General features: G+C 61.7%; 19 protein-coding genes. 9 read left to right on the top strand and 10 right to left on the bottom strand.

What is annotated here, in order from left to right:
• Window positions 1-206 precede the first annotated feature (206 nt).
• On the top strand, window positions 207-794 hold the full coding sequence (locus M1D88_RS02170; protein WP_458114606.1) for a dTMP kinase: 588 nt from the start codon (window positions 207-209) through the stop codon (window positions 792-794).
• Between the two features lie 137 nt (window positions 795-931).
• Here M1D88_RS02170 and M1D88_RS02165 read toward each other — a convergent pair whose 3' ends face one another.
• A complete protein-coding gene (locus M1D88_RS02165; protein ID WP_458112984.1) occupies window positions 932-1,642 on the bottom strand; it encodes a hypothetical protein in 711 nt (236 codons plus the stop codon).
• 143 nt (window positions 1,643-1,785) lie between these two features.
• On the opposite strand from M1D88_RS02165, the gene M1D88_RS02160 reads away from it, so the two are divergent.
• On the top strand, window positions 1,786-2,523 hold the full coding sequence (locus M1D88_RS02160; protein WP_458112983.1) for a GAF and ANTAR domain-containing protein: 738 nt from the start codon (window positions 1,786-1,788) through the stop codon (window positions 2,521-2,523).
• A 12-nt stretch (window positions 2,524-2,535) separates the two neighbouring features.
• Here the strand turns inward: M1D88_RS02160 and M1D88_RS02155 are convergent, their stop codons facing one another.
• The 7 genes from M1D88_RS02155 to M1D88_RS02125 form a co-directional block, all read right to left on the bottom strand.
• On the bottom strand, window positions 2,536-2,880 hold the full coding sequence (locus M1D88_RS02155; protein WP_309105774.1) for a GNAT family N-acetyltransferase: 345 nt from the start codon (window positions 2,878-2,880) through the stop codon (window positions 2,536-2,538).
• Window positions 2,877-4,220 (bottom strand): acyltransferase family protein, encoded by a 1,344-nt coding sequence (locus M1D88_RS02150; RefSeq protein ID WP_458112982.1) that lies wholly within the window; start codon window positions 4,218-4,220, stop codon window positions 2,877-2,879. Before M1D88_RS02150 ends, M1D88_RS02155 begins: the two co-directional genes overlap by 4 nt.
• Before the next feature lie 114 nt (window positions 4,221-4,334).
• Window positions 4,335-4,727: a DUF1304 domain-containing protein gene (locus tag M1D88_RS02145; RefSeq protein WP_458112981.1), complete on the bottom strand. Its 393-nt coding sequence runs from the start codon at window positions 4,725-4,727 to the stop codon at window positions 4,335-4,337.
• Between the two features lie 73 nt (window positions 4,728-4,800).
• Window positions 4,801-5,670: a class II fructose-bisphosphate aldolase gene (locus tag M1D88_RS02140; protein ID WP_458112980.1), complete on the bottom strand. Its 870-nt coding sequence runs from the start codon at window positions 5,668-5,670 to the stop codon at window positions 4,801-4,803.
• Window positions 5,670-7,088 carry a GntP family transporter gene (locus tag M1D88_RS02135; RefSeq protein ID WP_458112979.1) on the bottom strand — a complete coding sequence of 473 codons (1,419 nt, stop codon included), beginning with the start codon at window positions 7,086-7,088 and terminating at the stop codon, window positions 5,670-5,672. The genes M1D88_RS02140 and M1D88_RS02135 overlap by 1 nt, the downstream gene beginning before the upstream one ends.
• A gap of 143 nt (window positions 7,089-7,231) precedes the next feature.
• Window positions 7,232-8,131, bottom strand: a complete 900-nt coding sequence (locus M1D88_RS02130; RefSeq protein ID WP_458112978.1) for an NAD(P)-dependent oxidoreductase — start codon at window positions 8,129-8,131, stop codon at window positions 7,232-7,234.
• Between the two features lie 24 nt (window positions 8,132-8,155).
• Window positions 8,156-9,637: a four-carbon acid sugar kinase family protein gene (locus M1D88_RS02125; protein ID WP_458112977.1), complete on the bottom strand. Its 1,482-nt coding sequence runs from the start codon at window positions 9,635-9,637 to the stop codon at window positions 8,156-8,158.
• Between the two features lie 147 nt (window positions 9,638-9,784).
• Here M1D88_RS02125 and M1D88_RS02120 point away from each other — a divergent pair, with 147 nt between their 5' ends.
• Window positions 9,785-10,501 carry a FadR/GntR family transcriptional regulator gene (locus M1D88_RS02120; protein ID WP_458112976.1) on the top strand — a complete coding sequence of 239 codons (717 nt, stop codon included), beginning with the start codon at window positions 9,785-9,787 and terminating at the stop codon, window positions 10,499-10,501.
• Window positions 10,502-10,585: 84 nt separating this feature from the next.
• Complete coding sequence (locus tag M1D88_RS02115; protein WP_309105782.1) at window positions 10,586-10,795, top strand: dodecin; 210 nt, start codon at window positions 10,586-10,588, stop codon at window positions 10,793-10,795.
• 68 nt (window positions 10,796-10,863) lie between these two features.
• On the opposite strand, the gene M1D88_RS02110 is transcribed toward M1D88_RS02115, so the two are convergent.
• Window positions 10,864-11,247: a MarR family winged helix-turn-helix transcriptional regulator gene (locus M1D88_RS02110; RefSeq protein ID WP_458112975.1), complete on the bottom strand. Its 384-nt coding sequence runs from the start codon at window positions 11,245-11,247 to the stop codon at window positions 10,864-10,866.
• Window positions 11,248-11,332: 85 nt separating this feature from the next.
• Here M1D88_RS02110 and M1D88_RS02105 point away from each other — a divergent pair, with 85 nt between their 5' ends.
• The 3 genes from M1D88_RS02105 (at window position 11,333) to M1D88_RS02095 (ending at window position 14,823) form a co-directional block, all read left to right on the top strand.
• On the top strand, window positions 11,333-12,787 hold the full coding sequence (locus M1D88_RS02105) for an MFS transporter (RefSeq protein WP_458112974.1): 1,455 nt from the start codon (window positions 11,333-11,335) through the stop codon (window positions 12,785-12,787).
• Between the two features lie 232 nt (window positions 12,788-13,019).
• Entirely contained in the window at window positions 13,020-13,841 is an 822-nt protein-coding gene (locus tag M1D88_RS02100; RefSeq protein ID WP_458114605.1) for an aldo/keto reductase, read from the top strand.
• A 10-nt stretch (window positions 13,842-13,851) separates the two neighbouring features.
• Window positions 13,852-14,823 (top strand): aldo/keto reductase, encoded by a 972-nt coding sequence (locus tag M1D88_RS02095; protein WP_458112973.1) that lies wholly within the window; start codon window positions 13,852-13,854, stop codon window positions 14,821-14,823.
• A 66-nt stretch (window positions 14,824-14,889) separates the two neighbouring features.
• Here the strand turns inward: M1D88_RS02095 and M1D88_RS02090 are convergent, their stop codons facing one another.
• On the bottom strand, window positions 14,890-15,270 hold the full coding sequence (locus M1D88_RS02090; protein WP_458112972.1) for a DoxX family protein: 381 nt from the start codon (window positions 15,268-15,270) through the stop codon (window positions 14,890-14,892).
• 118 nt (window positions 15,271-15,388) lie between these two features.
• On the opposite strand from M1D88_RS02090, the gene M1D88_RS02085 reads away from it, so the two are divergent.
• Window positions 15,389-15,883 (top strand): MarR family winged helix-turn-helix transcriptional regulator, encoded by a 495-nt coding sequence (locus M1D88_RS02085; RefSeq protein WP_458112971.1) that lies wholly within the window; start codon window positions 15,389-15,391, stop codon window positions 15,881-15,883.
• A gap of 249 nt (window positions 15,884-16,132) precedes the next feature.
• Window positions 16,133-18,682, top strand: a complete 2,550-nt coding sequence (locus M1D88_RS02080; RefSeq protein WP_458112970.1) for a rhamnogalacturonan lyase — start codon at window positions 16,133-16,135, stop codon at window positions 18,680-18,682.
• Window positions 18,683-18,759: the final 77 nt, after the last annotated feature.

The following is an 18,759-nucleotide window of genomic DNA, read 5'->3' as shown; positions in this document are numbered from 1 at the left end:
CGTCAAACTCATGTGATGTAATTCATTTCACACAATGGAATGCGGGTACTTTAGCCGTCATTGACTTTTATGCCGGGAGAAATCAGGGCAGAATTCCGCTTCGGCCACGGCAGGTGCCAGCAGGGTGAGTGTGAGACCTGCGACATCACACCCATTCGGGCCGGCCGGGAAGTTAGGGTTAATGACTCATGACGGAGGGAAACCGCTTGCTGATTGTGCTGACAGGAATTGACGGCTCAGGAAAGACCACCGCCGCCCAAGCCCTGGCTCGGGATCGAGGAGCGCTGCTGCTGAGCAATTATGCTGGCCGGCGCCGGATGTCACTGCTCGCAGCCAGATTTGGGCTCCGCTTCCATGCACGCCTGGCTGACGCTGTTGAAACCATTATCCGCACCTTCAATGTGCTGGTTTCCCATGCACGTGCACAGAACCAGCCCGGCCTGGTGGTCATGGACCGGCATCTGTATTGCCAGCTGGCGCTACGCCAGGCAAAAGGGCTTCCCCGCGGCCGCTTCCTGCCCTGCCTCCTACGCAGGCTTCCGAAACCGGACATGGTGGTCCACCTGGTTGTTGATCCGGAGCAGGCACTCGGGAGAGTCCTGGCGCGCGGCACTGACACGGAATCGCTCGAGGAGCTGAGCGGCCTTGATGCGGCCTATCGTTCGCTCCCGGAATACCAGGACTTTCTTAAACTCGATGCCAGTGGCACCCCTGATGACGTGCTGGCCGCGCTGTCGCAGCTCCTCGAGGCATACGCAGCAGGACGGCCTGCCCTGACAGCAAGTCCGCGTTAGCTTCCTGCGGTGTCCTGGGTGGCGCTCCTCTTGCACAACAGCGTCCACTTGTTGCCGGCGTCCTGCTTCGCCTAGGAGAACTCGAACTCTGCACCAAAATAGGGAGAGCGAACAGGCCCGGCCGAGCCCGTACTGCTCTAGCCCATGGCGAGCTCGTCTTGCGGCGGGGCGTCCGAGCCCTCTGCATGCCGCCGCTGCAACTCGTCGGCAGCAAAGTCATACCAAGTATGGGCGCCGAAGAGTGGCTTGCGGGTGTCCAGGTGCCGGTACAGGGTGTCGGCCAGCTCCGCCAGGCTTTCGTCCGACATGGCGGCCACCGTCGACGCGGGTTCGAGAGTGCCCTCGAGGTAGAAGGAGAGGTCTGCTCCGCCCTCCGAGGCAGGCTTTGCATGACCTACATGGGAGCTTCCGGAAACCGCACCGAAGGCGGCTTCATTAAGCGACAACATGTTGTCACTGCCAAGCCCGGGAAGAATTTCGCCGTCGAGTCCGGCCATCCGCTCCCCGGCCATGCCTGCGTGGACAAGGCAGACCGGCAGCTCTATGGGCTCGATCAGCGTCAGCTGGAATGGATGGGGAGCGGACGGGGTGTCATCCCCGTCGCTGCTGTGGTTCAGTTCTGTTTCCCTGCCCTCCATGTGCCGAAGGTACTCCAGTACTTCGAGATCGAGATGGGAGGCCTGGGTCAGATCCACCTGGATGGAAGAGCGGCTGGCAAGCTGTTGGGCGCGACGCATGATGTGCAACAGGACCGGATAGTTTAACCGTGTAAGGCAACCTGTAGAGACGAGGGTTACGTGTCCGGGGTCAATATCAACGCGAACGGTGACACGCAGTTTGTGGTTCACGGGTTTCTCCACCTGATACTTCAAGAGAACATCCAAGAGCCAACTGCATAACTCCCTTACACCCTATGAGGCTTGTATTGTGGGTCACAAGTCAGGGCCTGATTCTTACGGTGCATTTCATCCAGTGGAACTAGAATTGGCTAATGGACGACATGGCGGTTGATACCTCAGTGGCTGAACGTCTTCAGGACCTTGTCATTGACAGCCCTGACGTGAGCAGCTTCCTCGCGGAACTGTGTGAATTGTCGGCTGCCTCCCTCTCCGAGTCGATTGGTCTGGACGTCACTTGCGCCATCACCCTGCAAAGGCGGCACCGGACCGCCACTGCGGGCTGGAGCAGCGAGGCTTCCCGCGCCTGCGACGAGATCCAGCATAATTTCGGCGAAGGCCCCTGCCTTCACGCGATGAATACCGGGACCACGGTGCTCGTACGGGACACACGAACTGACATGCGCTGGCCCGAATACGGATCCACCATCTCAGCAATTGGACAGTTCAGCGTGCTCGGAGTCCCCTTGGGGCTGGATGAGGGCGCCGCTGCCGCTCTCAATGTTTTTGCGCCTGTGCCCGATGCCTTCGACGCCACGGCCATCGGCCTCGCCGAAACCTTTGCCCGTCACGCCGAAAAATCGCTGAGACTCGCTGTGCGAATCGGAACGCGGCAGCAGCTGGCCGATGATCTGCGGGCGGCAATGGAGTCGCGGACAGCCATCGACCTCGCCGCAGGAATCATCATGGCGCAGAACCGCTGCACTCAGGAGGAGGCGCTGAGAATCCTGGCAAAGGCATCGAGCGGGCGGAACAAGAAGCTTCGTCTGGTTGCCGAGGACCTGGTGAAGAGCGTTGCAGCCTCCGCGCCGTCAACGCATTTCACACCCTAGGCAAAGAACGGATTACCCGGTGCCAGCCGGTGTCTCGGGCCAGTCGATGAAAAGTTCGTAGGCTTCGTGTTTCCGTAGGTAGCCGGCGATGAAGGGGTCGTGTGGAATGATCCGTTTTCCGGAAGCCAGGACGTCGTCCAGGGCGAAGTGAGCCAGTACCTTGGAGTGACCTTTTCCTTTGAACTCCTCGGCTGTTTCAGTCTGGATGAAGTCGATGTGACCGGGGCGGTCGATGAAGCGGGTCTGAACCGCGAGTTTGCCGCCCACCCGCAGCTCATAGCGGTGCAGGGCGTCGTTGCGAAGGGTTGAAACGTCCGGGCTGAACGTGTCCTCGGTGGATACCATGTTCTCCGTCATGGTTCGACATTGGCACTAAATGGCGGCGGTGGCAATGCCGTTTCCGAGCGGCCGGTCCCCTTCGCTTCCGGCACCCGGGCGGGAACCCGGCCAAGTAGGAGCGCGGCGAGGGTAAAACAGGCCGCTCCCCCACCAAGAAGTCCCAAATTGAGGCCGTTGAACGCAGCATCAGTCACCGGGATGAAGACGACGACGGCGGCGGTCACCACCGCCGCGGCGGGCCGACGACGGGCGTGGACGGGCGCCGTCGGACGATCCTCCAGCCGCCCAAAAACCGCCAGTACCGGAAGCAGCAACGTGATCAACCCCAAGAGCACCACTGAACGGGACCACCACCACTCAGCCGTTCCGCCCGCCGGTTTAGGGAAATCCGTCAGGAGCCACAAGCCCGACATGGCGGCAAGAACGGGCAGGTGCCACAGGTAGACGGTCATGGACCGCCGGCCGGCAACAGCCAGGACCTTGTGCACCCAAGCTGCAGAAGCCACCGAACTGAGCCCGGGCCGGAAGAGTTCAAGAGCAGCCGCCTGAGAAATACCCAGCAGCAACAGGGTCAGGTTCGGCGGGTTCAGGTTCACCAGCATGTTCCCCGAGTAAAGGCCCAACCCGGCCAGAACGGCAAGGAGAAGATTGCTCAGGCCGATGAAGGCCACCAGCATTGAACGGCTCAGTCTCCTGACATGGCCGTCGGCAATGACGAATCCCAATTGCTGCACTGTGCACCAAAGGAACACCATGTTGGCGTAGGCCAGGAGCGGCAGGACGCCGCGGAAGCAATCGACGGTCACCACCAGTGCCGCGAGGCCGCCGAGCGTGAGCCATGCTGAGCGCTCATGCAGCCTGGCCAGGACGGGGATGCTCAATTGCGTGGCGAGGTAGGCAGCCAGAAACCACAGCGGCATGCCCGCCCCCGTGGCAAGAAGCTGGATCACCTGTGGATGCACTCCGAGCAGCAGGGCGGTCCAGAGGCCCGTGAACATCACCGCCAGCAGGGCCGCCGCGGGGCGGATGAGACGCAACAACCGGGCCTGGGCGAATTCGAGGCCCGTTCCGCCGCGGTTACGCAGCCGGCGCCAGGACTGGAGCCCGGTGATGCCACCGGCCACGAAAAAGAGCGGCATGACCATAAAGATCCAGATGACGGGTTCGAACCAGTCCTGGTTTCCCAAGGTGTTTTCGGAGGTCACCGTGCCATCGGGATGAAGGACCGGGCTAACCATCATGGTGTGGCTTACCACTACCAGTACCAGGCAGAAGAAGCGGGCAAGATCGATCACCAGGTCACGTGGCGGCGTTTCCCCCGGATCCCCGGCCTGCGGCTTCCCACTTGGAAGGCCCATTGAGCTCCCCTATGAACACGGGTTCAGAACCCGACTGCTTACTCTCATTCTCCGCCCGGGGCGGGTTAAGGACCAGCAGCGCCGCGCCCAGCGCCGATACCCGCACTGTCAGTCTCAGGCAGTCAGCAGGGCCAGGATTCCCAGCACGACGGCGAGGAAAGGCGTTGCGCCCTGTGTTGTGGCCGCGCGGAGATACTTTCGCCCGCTTAGGGCCAGCACGAGGGCGGCCAGCAGCATGGACCCGCAACTGCTGAAAATCAAGGTCCACCCCACAACGGGCTGGCCGAGGGCAACGGCTGCGATGCCTGCGAATGCCCCAATGGCCAGGAAGAGATTGTAGAAGCCTTGGTTGTAGGCGAGAAACCTGGTGGTGTCGGCGTCAGCCTGGGAGGTGATGCTGAAGCGCTTCCAGGTTGCCGGCTGGGTCCACGTAAGGGACTCCATAGTGAAGATGTAGACATGGAGAAGGGCTGCAATGGTCGCGAAGATAAGGGAGGCCAGGATCATTTAGCTGATCCTAGCCCCCCTCAAATATTTGATTGTCCCGCCTTTGATTTCAACTCCGCCGGCGAGGCGGATTTCAGCGTGTCAGCGTGGCCAGTGTTCCGGCCGCGAAGTCCTTGGCTGACTGGTTCCATAGCCTTAGCAGGCCTTGGAGGTTCTCTCCATCCGCCCGATAATCACTGGTGTTCGCCTCCAGCGTTGCAAGCACCCCCGTGCGGAGTTCAGTGTTGAAGTTGACCTTGCCCACGTTCATGGCAGAAGCCTTCACCAGCTCCTCAGCGGGAATGCCTGACGCACCGTGCAGCACGAGCGGTATATGGGTGCGTACGGCAATGTCCTGCAGCACGTCCCAGCGCAGTTCCGGTTCGCCGATGTACTTCCCATGGACGTTCCCGACGGCGACAGCGAGGAGCTGGGCGCCCGAGCGGGCCACGAAGTCCTCCACTTGAGCGGAATCGGTGAGCCCGGCCATCCTATTCGCGGCGGATAGGTCTTCGACTCCAAACGCCCTGTCCTCATCGCCCGCGAGTCCGCCAAGTTCGGCTTCCATGACAACCTCGGCCCGGCCTTGGGCATCCAGGACTGCCCGGACCTCCCTGACCAGCGCAATGTTGTCCTCGTAAGGAAGTGCTGAACCGTCCACAAGGACGGAATCCGCCCCTGCCTTGACGGCGTCGACGATCACCTGGACGTCCGTGGCGTGATCCAGCTGGACAGCCACCGGCACCGCAGCGGAGTCAGCAACACCTCGCAGTGCGGCTATCAGCCGGAGGCCGTCCGGGGTGGCAGCCGTCTTGGGTGCCACGAGCAGAATGGTTCCGCATCCTGCCTCCTCGGCCGCGGCCACCACTGCCAGTGCGGTGGTGAAGTCGTAGCAGGTGAAGGCGGGAATTGCTGCGCCCTTCTGCAACGCTGAAACAACCAGGTGATCGAGTCGGGTGCGCATCAGACGCTAAGACCTCCCGCCAGGATCCATACCAGGTAGGTGAGGATGAAACCTGCGACGCCCAGAATGGTGGTGAGCACGGTCCAGGTCTTGAGCCCATCGGCCACCGACAACCCCAGGTACCGGGTGACAATCCAGAAGCCGGAGTCGTTCACGTGGCTCAGGCCGAAGGCTCCGAAGCCGATGGCAAGGAGAATCAGGGCGGTCTGCAACGGTGAGAATCCGCCGTCGGCCACGGACGCTGCCAGGAGGCCAGACGTTGTGATGATCGCAACGGTGGCTGAACCCTGGGAAGCGCGGAGGATGGCAGCCAGGACGAAGGCCATCAGGATTACCGGAAGACCAGCGGTCTGCAGGCCTTCGGCCAGTGCCTTGCCGATGCCGGAGACAGTCAGGACCTTACCGAAGACGCCTCCAGCGCCGGTGACGAGGATAACGATGGCAGTGGGAGCCAGGGCGGAGTCCATGACTTCACCGGTGTGCTGTGATGACCAGCCGCGGCGAATGCCCAGGAAGTAGTACGCCATGCCCAAGGCCGTCAGCAGGGCGATGAGCGGGGCGCCAATAAAGGCAACAAGGCTTGACGCGAAGCTGTCCTTGGGCAGGATGACTGCCCCCACCGTTCCCACCATGATCATGAGGATGGGGAGGACGATCAACGTGATAATCATGGCAGGGCTCGGAGGCGCCTTGACGTGGGTCTTGGTTGCAACACTGGAGCCGCCGCCTGCTGCATCCTGTTCCACCTCGGACTTGCCGGAACCGAAGAGGCGGAACTGCTCGGCCGTGGCAGGCAGCATCGTGAATTCGCGGCGATTCAGCTTGCGGGCAATGAAGTAGCCCAAGACGCCGACGGGGATGCAGATCAGCAGGCCGATGATGGTGACCCAGCCGATGTCCGCCTTGAGGATTCCGGCGCCGCCCACTACTCCGGGGTGCGGGGGGACAACAACGTGGATGGCCAGCATGATGGCGCCGACGGGGAGGCCGATCTTGACCGGGTTGACTCCGGCTGCCTTAGAGAAGCCGTAGATGATGGGGATCAGGATGATGAATCCGACGTCGAAGAATACCGGGATGGCCAGCAGGAAAGCTGCCGCGGTGAGGGCAGCAATCACGCGGCGCGGACCAAGTATGGAGGTGAACTTGCCGGCCAGGGCCTGCGCTCCACCGGAAATTTCAATCATCTTGCCCAGCATGGCGCCAAGGCCCACGAGGATGGCGACGTATCCGAGCGTTCCGCCCATGCCTTCCGTGACCGTCTTGATGATGTCCTGCAGCGGGATTCCGGCTACCAGCGCCACAGCGACGCTGACTACCAGCAGCGCCAGGAAGGCTGGGATCTTGAACTTGATCACGGCCACGAGCAGCAGGACAACGCCGGCTACTGCTATGGCCAGGAGAGCGAGTGCGCTCATGGTGTGTCTCCTTTGACAAGCCAGCCTACTTCCAGACCGGCGGTGGGGATACGGGGAACTTGCTGATTGTGGGTGGAACAGCGACGGCGGAGGGGGACCGCCGTCGCCGGATCTTAGGGGGTCAGGACCTTTGGGTCTTGGACCTAGACAGTGCGCTTGGTGGGCGCGACAACTTTGATGACGGCAGAATCATCTGCGGCGGCGAGGCCTTGGGCCTGGCCCAGGAGGTACAGCTGTTCTGCAGCGGCGGCGACGGGAGCTGCGAGTCCAGCGGCGCGGGTGGCCTTGCCCACGATGCCCATATCCTTGACGAAAATGTCCAGGCGGCTCAGCACTTCGGCACCTTCCTCGGTGTAGGCCTCGAGGATGCGGGGGCCGCGGTTGGAAAGCATAAAGGAACCCGCTGCCCCGGCCTCGAGTGCCGCCAGGGTCTTGGCTTGGTCCAGGCCAAGGGCATCGGCCAGGGCCATGGCCTCTGCAGCGGCCGCGATGTGCACTCCGCAGAGCAGCTGGTTGACGGTCTTGAGGGCCTGGCCGTCACCTGGCTTGTCACCGACAACAGTCAAGGTTGAGGCGAGGAGTTCCAGGACCGGGCGGGCAGCTTCGTAGGCTGCGGGGTCGGCGCCCACGACGATCAGCAGATCGCCCTCGCCGGCACGCTTGGGGCCGCCGGAGAGGGGCGCGTCTACCAGCGCCACGCCGAATTCGGCAAGCCGCTCGACAGTTGCAGGAATGGCTTCAGTGCCGACGGTGCTGGTCAGGATCACTACGGCGCCCGGCTTCAGCACGGAGGCCACGCCGTTCTCGCCGAAGAGAACGTCATTGAGCTGTTCGCCGTTGCGGACGGCGAGCAGCAGGGCATCGGTTTCCTGTGCAGCTTCCTTGGCCGTTGTGAAAGTGTGGACTCCGGCCTCGGCAGCAAGCTGCAGGCGCGCCTCCGCGATGTCGAAGCCGTGGACGGTCAGTTCTGATGCGAGGCGGGTGGCCATTGGCAGGCCCATGGCTCCGAGGCCAAGGACGGTGACGGTGTACTGGTCGCTCATGATGTTCTCCGTTGAATGGTGGGACTAAAACGTGGTGCTGAGTTTGCGGGTGACCTGGGCCAGGGACTGGTCATCGCCTACGTTCCCGGCAAACACGATGTACGGGATGCCCTTGGCAGGTCCGTCCACCGGTTCCCAGAGGCTGACGATTCCTGGGAGCATGGGGCCCCGCACAATGGCGTGGCGGATTTCCAGCCCGTGCGCGGCGACGTCGGAGGAGGTGATGCCGCCCTTGGCGATTACAAAGCGCGGCGGGAAGGTTTTGAGGGTCCGGTTCACGAGAGCAACGACGGCGGCGGAAACAGTCCGCGCGATCCTCAGGCTGTCGGCGGCGTCGTCCGTCTTGATGAGCAGGCGGCTGGTGTGAACAATGACGTCTCCCTGCCGGAGTGCCTCCGCTACGGCGCCGACAGTGGCGTCAAGGTATGCCTCGGCTTCGTAGCCCAGGAGCCTTTCGACGTCGACCTCCACGATCTTTGCCGAACTGTGCTGGTCGGTGAGGACTTTGAGCTGGCGGGTTGTGACACTCACATGTGACCCCACCACGATCAGTCCCCCCGCAAGGGAGGGCGTGTTGCCTGCATAGGCCTCTTCACCGCTGAGTTCGCTGCGGATCTCCTGGCCGATGCGGGCACGCACGAAGGGCGGGCCTACCCGGTAGAGGAGCTTCTTGCCGCGGCGTTCGGCCTCTTCCAGTCCCAAGGCCAGCGCGCGGAGGTCATTTTCAGTCACGATATCCGCCACGATGGGCGTCGATCCGCTGGCCGGTGCGATCGCGTCGGCGATGGCCTTCGCTGAAACCTGGGGATCGCCGTCCGGGCCGGCGGCCCTGATGATGTTCAGGTCCAGGACAATGACGGAGCTGGCCGGATAGCGGCCCTGCGATTTCTCGGCCACGTACTCAGCGAGCTCAGATTTGGCGAACGCAAAGCTGGCATCCTTGGAAAACTCGGTCTCTGAAACAGGGGTCAGCCGCCCTGCTTCGGTACCGGTGCCGCGCATGTAATGGACTCCGCCGATGGTCACGCGGCCTGCATCCGGGAAAGCCGGAACGATCACGACGCCGTCGGTAACCTCGCCGCTGGAAGCCGCCAGCGTAGCGGCGATGGTGTCGGGTTCCAGGGGGAAATGTCCGCGCAGTGTGGAATCTCCGCGGCTGACGAAGCCCACGCGGAGGGGGAACTCGCTCTTATCCGCTGCGAGGAGGGCATTACGGACAATTTCCTCGTTCCGGGCAGCAGCCTCGGCCGGGTCCAGGCTGCGGGTGTTTGTGAGGACATAGACGGCGGGCTTGCCCTGGGCGAAAGCCCAGGTGAAATCGGCGGCATCCCACCGGGTCAGCACGGGCAGGTCCGAGACCGACTGCGTGCCTGTTGGATCGTCGTCGAGCACCACCAGCACCTGCGGAGTGACAGCGGCGGAAGCGGCCACAGCTTCGGCAACGAGCTGAGCGGGAATCTGGACCTCTGCCGGGTAGGCAGCCAGCACATCTGCTTCAAGGGGCACTTTGCACTCCATTGTGTGGGTAATCGCTACTGTTGGGACATTTGTAAGATGTCAGACATCTTGCATCTGCTGATAGTGTGGCATAAGGCACACAAAAGACGCAAGTAGGCTTGACCAATACGTTGGCAAACGCCGCAAGGGGGCAAAATGGCACGGAAATCACTCGTCGAGATGGTGGCAGACGAGCTTCTGGACCGGATTATCGCCGGCGAGTTTCCGCCAGGCACCAGCGTGCCTGGCGAACTCGAGCTCAGCGCTAAGCATGAAGTGAGCCGTATGACGGTACGCGAAGCCATGAAGACCCTGGAAGCCCAACGGATCCTCAGCGTGGAACGCGGGAGGGGAACATTCGTGAACCCCTTGAGCCGCTGGTCCTCCCTGGAGGCCGTGTTGCGCGCTGCGTCAGAAGGCGTGGACGACGCTGCAGCCGCCGTCCAACTGATCGAACTTCGCCGGATGCTCGAATCCGGGGCCTGTGAACTGGCGGCCATGCGTATCAGCGATGTCGATGTCCAAACCCTTCACCGCCATGTTGCCGCCATGCGCGCCGCCCACAAGATCAACGACGTCGCAGCCTTCGTTGAAGCCGATCTGGCCTTCCACGACCTGATTCTGCACGCCTCGGAAAACGTCTTTGTGGCCGTGCTTTTTGAACCCCTTCACCGCGTGCTCCAAAAGCGACGGACGCAGACGTCGCGTGTACCTGAGATCCAGGCCCACGCAATCGACCACCATCAGAACATCGCCAATGCCCTTGAGACCCGCGACCCCATGCAGTCCCGGGACGCGATGGATGCCCACATGGAGCAAACCCTCAACGATCTGAAAACGTACGTCCTCGAGGCCCAGGCAACCCCGGCATAGGCCTAGCTGGACTCGCCTCCGTCCGATACTCTGCAGAGACGGCCCGGCCGGCCCGGGTATCGACGAGGATCACGAGGAGCTACGTTGCCTAACCACACCTATAGCATTTCTGAAATTGTCGGAACATCCACTGAAGGCGTCGATGATGCCGTCCGCAACGGCCTCGCTGAGGCTGCCAAAACACTGCGCAACATGGACTGGTTTGAGGTCAAAGAAATCAGGGGCCACCTCGAAAACGGCGCCGTTGCCGATTGGCAAGTGACCATCAAGCTCGGATTCCGCTTGGAGCGCTAGGCAGCTCCCGGGCTTCATCGGCCATAAATCCACCCCCCGCGGAGGAGACAACTGCGGGGGCTGCTTCGTTAACTGAGCTGACTCAGGTTTTCCTGGAGCAGGGTCCGGTGAGCGACGGCGGCATCCGCATGCAAGGCGCGGCCGGCATCAGTAAGTTCGAGGAACAGTGACCGCCTGTCATCCTCGCAGGAGTGCCGGGTTATCAGGCCGGCTTTCTGCAGGCGGTCAACCACCTTGGACAACGCGCTTTGGGTCATGGGCGTGCGCTGCCCCAGCTGCTTCATACGACAGGCATCGGCGTTGTCGGCCACGAGGTCCAAGATCTCGAACTCATTGAGCCCGATGTTGAACTTCGCCTCAAGCTCGCGGTCGATGGCCCCGGCCGTGCGGAAGTAGGCGCTCTGAATGTTGCGCCACTGCTCCACCAGCTCACGATCCTGTGCCATTTCCATGGCCCCATCCTAGTAGATCAGGCAAATAATGTCCACGTCATAATATTCCTTGTCATTAGATGACACGTCATATAGATTGGCCGTTATGACTTCACTTTCCACTCTTGAAAGATCAGCTGGAGAACAGCCCGGACCCGCCCGCTGGAACCGTGCACAATGGATGCTGCTTCTGGTTCTCTGCACCGTTCTTGCACTCGACGGCCTTGACGTCTCCATGGTGGGCGTGGCATTGCCCTCAATAGGCCAGGAACTCAACCTCGGCACCGATTCCCTGCAGTGGATCGTCTCGGCGTATGTACTGGGTTACGGAAGTCTCCTGCTCCTGGGTGGCCGGCTGGCCGACCTCCTGGGCCGCCGTCGTATCTTCCTGATTGCCCTCACAGTCTTCGCCGCGGCATCCCTGCTGGGCGGACTTGTGGATGATCCCACCCTCCTGATCGCTACCCGCTTCATCAAGGGACTGGCTGCGGCCTTCACAGCACCTACCGGTTTTTCCATCATCACCACCAACTTCGCCGAAGGGCGGGAGCGTAACCGCGCCCTGTCCATCTTCTCCACGTTCGGTGCCAGCGGATTCTCGCTGGGCTTGGTGGTAGGCGGACTCATGACCACCATGAGCTGGCGCTGGACGTTCTTGGTCTCGGTACCGGTCGCTATAGCCGTCGTTCTTCTGGGCCTCAGATTCATCCCGAAGGACAACCCGGCAGATCAGGAACAGGACAGTGGCCACGATATTTGGGGCGCGGTGACCCTGGCTTTGGGCATGCTGGGCCTGGTGTACACGTTGGTATCGGCACCGGAGCGGGGATGGGGATCTGTGGCAACTATCGCCGGGTTCGCAATCTCCGCCGCGATACTGACAGCCTTCGCCGTGATCGAAAAGAGAGTTGCCCATCCCCTTATCCGCTTCAGTATTTTGAAGGAAGGATGGGTGGCTCGCGCCAACCTGAGTGCTGTAGGCCTCTTTGGCTCCTACCTCAGCTTCCAGTTCATCGTGACCCTGTTCCTGCAGTCGGTCCTCGGCTGGAGCCCGCTGAGCATGGCGCTGGCACTCCTGCCCGCAGGCCTCCTGGTGGTCGCCACAGCGCCATTTGCTGACAAATTCATTGACAGGTTTGGGGCTCCCCGGCTGATTGTGGTTGGCCTGGCTGCGCTGACTCTGGGCTACATCCTGTTCCTGCGCGTCGGAACTACGCCGAACTATGCAATCGACATCCTTCCCTCCATCCTTCTGCTCGGCGTCGGCTTTGCCCTGGCATTTCCCTCCATCAACGTCCAGGCGACGGCCGGCATCCGGAACTCCGAGCAGGGATTGGCTGCCGGCCTGATTCAGACCAGCACCCAGGTTGGTGCAGCGCTGGTACTCGCCGTCACCACAGCCGTCATCAGCGGGCACGGGACCGATGTCCAATCCAGTGCTGCCGAAATGCTTACCCAGTACCGTCCTGGACTGATCCTCAGTGGCGTTGTGGCCATCGCGGCCCTCACGGTGGCTGCGGCTCCGACGCGGCGCTCAAAGGTGCTGGCGACTGTCGGATAGCCGCTCTCGGCAGGGTCATCCAGGCTGACGACGGCAGGAAAGGCTCAGGCCCGCAAATACGCACCAGGCATATTTGCGGGGCCTGATCCTGCTGACAGGACGGCGGAAAATGTTTAGGCTCGATACAGAGCCTGAGCGAAAACGCTTTCTCAGACCGCCGTCGATCGGAAAGAGCCCAACAGTGTCAGAATCTGCAAACAGCCCACAGACCCACGAGACAGGGGAAATCCTCATCCCGGACATCGCTCTCAATAACGGAGTCAGGGTCCCGCAACTTGGATTTGGCGTGTTCAAGGTCCCGCCGGAAGTGACTCAACGGGTAGTGGAGGATGCACTGGAAGCGGGCTACCGCCACATCGATACGGCGGCCGCTTACCGAAACGAGGCCGGCGTCGGTGCCGCCATAGCAGCCTCGGGCGTCCCGCGCGAAGAACTGTTTGTCACCACGAAGCTTCGCAACGGGGAGCAGGGGGAAGCCCCGGCAGCGTTCCACAACAGCCTTAGAGCGCTTGGCCTTGATTACGTGGACCTCTACCTCATCCATTGGCCGGTTCCTTCCCAGGGACTCTTCGTCAGCGCCTGGCAGGCGATGGAAAAGCTCTATGCCAACAACCAGGCGCGGGCGATTGGCATCTCCAACTTCCTGTCGCAGCACATCGACACCCTCCTTGCCCACGCCGACGTTGTTCCCGCCCTCAACCAGATCGAACTCCACCCCACGTACCAGCAGCGGGAACTGGCAGCCAAGTGCAACTCTCTGGGAATGGCCACCGAGGCCTACAGCCCCTTAGGCCAGGGAGCGGACCTTGAAGCCCAGGTGGTGAGAGAACTGGCCGCCAGCCATGGGGCCACTCCCGCACAGATCATCCTTGCGTGGCATCTCGCCCAGGGCACCATTGTCATCCCAAAGTCTGCCAACTCGGCGAGGATGCGGGAGAACCTTGGTGCCACGTCCATCCCGCTGACCCAGGCGGAATTGGAATCCATTACCGCCTTGGAGGCGGGGGCACGCATGGGGTCCGATCCCGCCGTCGCAGCCTTCACGCAAATGTAAGGAACTGACTATGCAGTACACCCACCTTGGCCGTTCAGGCCTGAAAGTCTCGCGCCTGTGCCTGGGCACCATGAACTTCGGACCGCAGACTGAAGAAGCCGCTTCCCATGCCATCATGGACTCCGCGCTTGACTCCGGCATCAATTTTTTCGACACGGCCAACGTCTATGGTGGGGCTGAGCACCGGGGCTGGACGGAGGAGATCATCGGCCGCTGGTTCGAACAGGGCGGCGAGCGGCGTGAAAGGACCGTGCTGGCCACCAAGCTCTACGGCACCATGACCGACCGCCCCAATGAATCCAGGCTGTCTGCCCTGAATATCCGGCGTGCCCTTGATGCGAGCCTCAAACGGCTCCAGACCGACTACATCGACATTTACCAGTTCCACCACGTTGACCGGGACACGCCTTGGGACGAGATCTGGCAGGCAATGGAGGTCGCTGTACAACAGGGCAAGATCCTGTACGCCGGCAGCAGCAATTTCGCCGGCTGGCACATTGCCCAGGCGCAGGAATCCGCTGCCCGCCGCAACTACGCGGGACTTGTCAGCGAACAATCCATCTACAACCTGCTCACCCGCGCGGTGGAACTGGAAGTCCTTCCCGCTGCCCAGCAATACGGGCTGGGACTGATTCCCTGGTCTCCGCTTCAGGGCGGTCTGCTCGGTGGCGTTCTCAAGAAGGAGAACGACGGCGTTCGTCGCACCCAGGGCCGCGCCGCCCAGGCTTTGGCTAAACACCGGGACAAGATCCAGCAGTACGAGGACCTTGCGGACGACCTTGGCCATGAACCAGGTGACGTTGCCCTCGCGTGGCTCCTGCACCAGCCGGCGGTCACGTCCCCGATCGTGGGTCCGCGTACCCAGCAGCAGTTCGACGCCGCTCTCCGCGCTTTGGAGGTGAAGCTGGACGCTGATGCCCTCAAACGGCTCGACGACATCTTCCCGGGGCATCGCACAGCTCCGGAAGATTACGCCTGGTAAGTCAGGGAGCTAATCACCGAGCGACGACTTAAGCTCAGCCTCCGGCCTCGACTTCAGTGAGCGCTCCTACGCGGCGAAAGCGTAAGGGCCGAACCGACCCCACGCAACTGCGCCTGCCAGTACCAGCAGGACGACGTTGACGATCACCATCTGCGATTCCCTGCGCCTCGCATGGGTGATGATGGCCCCGGCCATGATCAAGACCAGGCCCAGCGCGGCCAGGGGTGCCAGTATGGGCGCGATCCCCAGAGCGGCCGGCAGGATCAGGCCAAGGGCAGCAAGAATTTCCAGTCCAGCGATCGCTTTGATGGTCCCGGGGCTGAAGTCCTCGGTCCATCCCATCCCCGCGGCCGCAAGCTTTTCCTTCGGCTGGATGAGCTTCATGGCGCCAGCTGCTAGGAAGGCGAGGGCAAGTACGGACGCGATGATCCAAAGGGTGATATCCATGATGGTTCCTATCTCTAATTACTTCAATGTTTAAGTGAACGTTAGACGTATTAACTTAAACGTGCAAGCAACTAGTAACATCAAAATGGTTAATGCGTGAAGTGATAGTCTTGTTTCTATGGAAATCGCACCGGAACCACGCTGGCTCGACGGTGACGAGCGGCAAGCATGGATGGCCCTCGTTGCAGTCATGATGAGACTGCCGTCCGCCCTGGATTCCCAGCTTCAGCGTGACGCAGATATCAGCCATTTTGAGTATCAGGTAATGGCCGGATTGTCCGAGTCTCCGGAGCGCACCATCCGCATGAGTGATCTTGCGGCGATCTGTGAAGGCTCGCTTCCCCGGCTCTCCCAGGTTGTTGCACGCCTGGAAAAGCGTGGCTGGATCCGCCGTTCGCCCGATCCGACCGATGGCCGCTGCACCCTCGCGATCCTTACGGAGGAAGGCTGGGAGAAGGTAGTTCAGACCGCACCCGGCCATGTGGAGGCCGTGCGCGCCCTGGTCATTGACCCCCTGACCAAGGCCCAGAAGCATCAACTGGCCAGCATCGGCCGCCGCATCCTCCACGCCATCGACCCCGACGACGACTGCATGGGGCCGCGCTCGGCTTGACCCGCCTCATTCGAGGACGTTCCCGCCCACTTACCGGCGTGCATAAGGCGTGTTGCGGCCAAACCGCCGTCGAAATTGGCTCCTGAAATGAAGTAACTGGGCTGGAGCGTCAGGAGCAGCAGGCAAGGCACGGCAGCCGGGGGTTCGGGACAGCAGACCAGGAGGCCACGCAACCCTTGACCCGCAGCACGGGCGCTATTACGGTACTGGGGAAGCGTTTTCCCGATTCCGAATTGAAAGGATTCACTGATGAATCCGAGCAAAAAGTCCAAGCGATACCTATCGGTCCTTGCTGCCACCAGCGCCTTAGCCTTGGGCTGCACGGGAGTGCCCGCGAACGCCGTCGAGCCTTCCGCACATGCCACCTCCGGAGTGCAACTGGACTACCTCGACCGCGGCCTGGTGGCTGCCGGCACTTCCGAGGGAGTCTTCCTCAGTTGGCGGCTCCTCGGCCACGAAGCAAGCGGTGCGTCCGCAACAGGCCTGACGGGAACGGACTTCGCCGTATACCGGGACGGCCGAAAAATTACCACCGTCACCGACAGCACCAACTTCCTTGATCCTGCAGGAACAGCCACCTCTAAATACTCTGTTGCAGCCATCAGTGGAAACCATGAAGTAGACCGCAGCGCTGACGTCACGTCCTGGGCCGGCAACTTTAAGGACCTGCCGCTGAAGAAGCCCGCGGATGGAATAACGCCCAAAGGTGAGATTTACACCTACTCCGCGAATGACATGAGCGTGGGCGACGTCGACGGCGACGGGCAGTATGAGTACGTCGTCAAATGGGACCCCTCCAATTCCAAGGACGTTTCACAGGTGGGCTACACAGGGCCCACCTACGTGGACACGTACACGGCCGACGGTACGCTCCTTCACCGGATCGATCTCGGCGTCAACATCCGCTCCGGCGCTCACTACACGCAGCTGCTGGTGAACGACTTCGACGGCGACGGCCGTTCCGAGATGATGTTCAAGACCGCCCCTGGCACCAAGACTCTGTCCTTCAAGGATGGAGCGGTCAAGGAAGAACAATTCATCTCGCTTCCCAAGGCAGACCAAGAGGCCGGCTACTCGCATGCCGACGACTATCGCATGAGTGCCGACGACTACTACCGCCATATGGTTGAAACGTTCCAGAACTGGACGGAACACCCCGAAGTGAAGGCTGGCAACTGGCCCTCGACGCTTGAGGAAGCCTTCGGGACGACACCCAAATACCAGTACCCGCTCTCCGAATCCGACGCTGAGGCCCTGACCGACTACTTCATGGACGTCTACGCCCCGTCCCGCAGCTCCAAGAACAACTTGCGGGCCTTTGAAGGCTTTATTGTGTCCGGTCCCGAATATCTGACGGTCTTTGACGGTGCCACAGGCAAAGAATTGCAAACAGTGGCGTACAAACCGGACCGCCACGACGACGGCCTGATGTGGGGCGATTACGCCATGGGCCGGATTGAACCCGGCAACAGGGTGGACCGATTCCTCGCCGGTGTCGCCTATCTGGATGGTAAGAAGCCAGCAGCTGTTTTTGCCCGCGGCTACTACACCCGCACCACCCTCGCCAGCTACACCTGGGACGGCCGGAACATCAGTGAAGTCTGGAACATTGACAGCGGCTGGACTCCCATGACGAATCCCTTCAACGATTCCCCTCACGGCCGCGACGGCACCGATCCGGAATACGGCAAACTGACCACGCAGGGGTTCCATTCGCTGAGCGCCTCCGACGTGGATGGAGATGGCAAGCACGAGATCGTCTACGGCTCCGCAACCATCGACGACGACGGCTCGCTGCTCTACAGCTCCTTCGACCAGCTCCCGGCGGGAAGCGCAGCGCCCGGGGAACAGGCACGCCTCGGCCACGGTGACGCGATGCACGTCACCGACATTGATCCGGACAGGCCCGGCAAGGAAATCTTCACCGTCCATGAAGGCGCTTCTTGGGCGCCCTACGGCTATGCCATGCGTGATGCCGCTACAGGAGAGGTGCTTTTCGGCGCCTACTCGGGGAAGGACACGGGGCGTGGCATGATCGGCGATGTTGATCCCGCCGTCCGAGGCATCGAAAACTGGGCTATCGGGATGCAGTCGGCCGACGGCGATAAGCTGTCGCCGACTGCCACTCCGGGCACCAACATGAGCATCAAGTGGGCCGCGGACATGACAACGCAAATCATCAACGGCTCGGGCGGCCAGACCCCCTCGATTGTGGACTGGAAGCGCGGGACTTTGCTCACCGCCGTCGGCACACGCACCAACAACGGATCCAAAGGTACCCCGTCCCTCGTTGCGGACGTTCTGGGTGACTGGCGCGAGGAACTGCTGGTCCGCACGGCAGACAGTTCAGCTATCCGGATGTATCTCAGCACCGAGGTCACCCAGCACAAGTTGTACACGCTGATGCACGATGCTCAGTACCGCGCGGAGGTAGCACGGCAGAACACCACCTACAACCAGCCTTCCTACACCGGGTTCTACTTCGCGTCCGACATGGACTTCACGAAGGTTCCGTTGCCCTCGCTGTGGACTCCGGGAAGCGTCACCGGCCTGCAGTCCAGGCTCCAAGCCCTCGTTGGATCCGGTGAAGTGAGCGGGCCCGTCGCCAAGCAGCTCTCAGCAGTTCTTCAAACTGCCGTAGCGGCTGTTGCCCGGGGCGATGAAGAGCAGGCGGGACCGGCAGTCGAAAGATTTGTAGCCTTCCTGGACCAGCGGAAACAGACTGATCACGTGTCGGAGAGCGCCCGCGGGACACTGACACATCACGCTTCATCAATTCTGAAGATGCTGGGCAGGTAGGCAGCGAAGCGCAGGTTTGTTTATTCACCCCCGGTTCCCGGAAGGAACCGGGGGTGTGCAAAAGCGATGCCATAGGA

It is taken from the genome of Arthrobacter sp. R1-13 (assembly GCF_054161475.1).
Note: the sequence above shows the minus strand (reverse complement) of the source record. Positions and strands in the feature narration are given on the sequence as shown.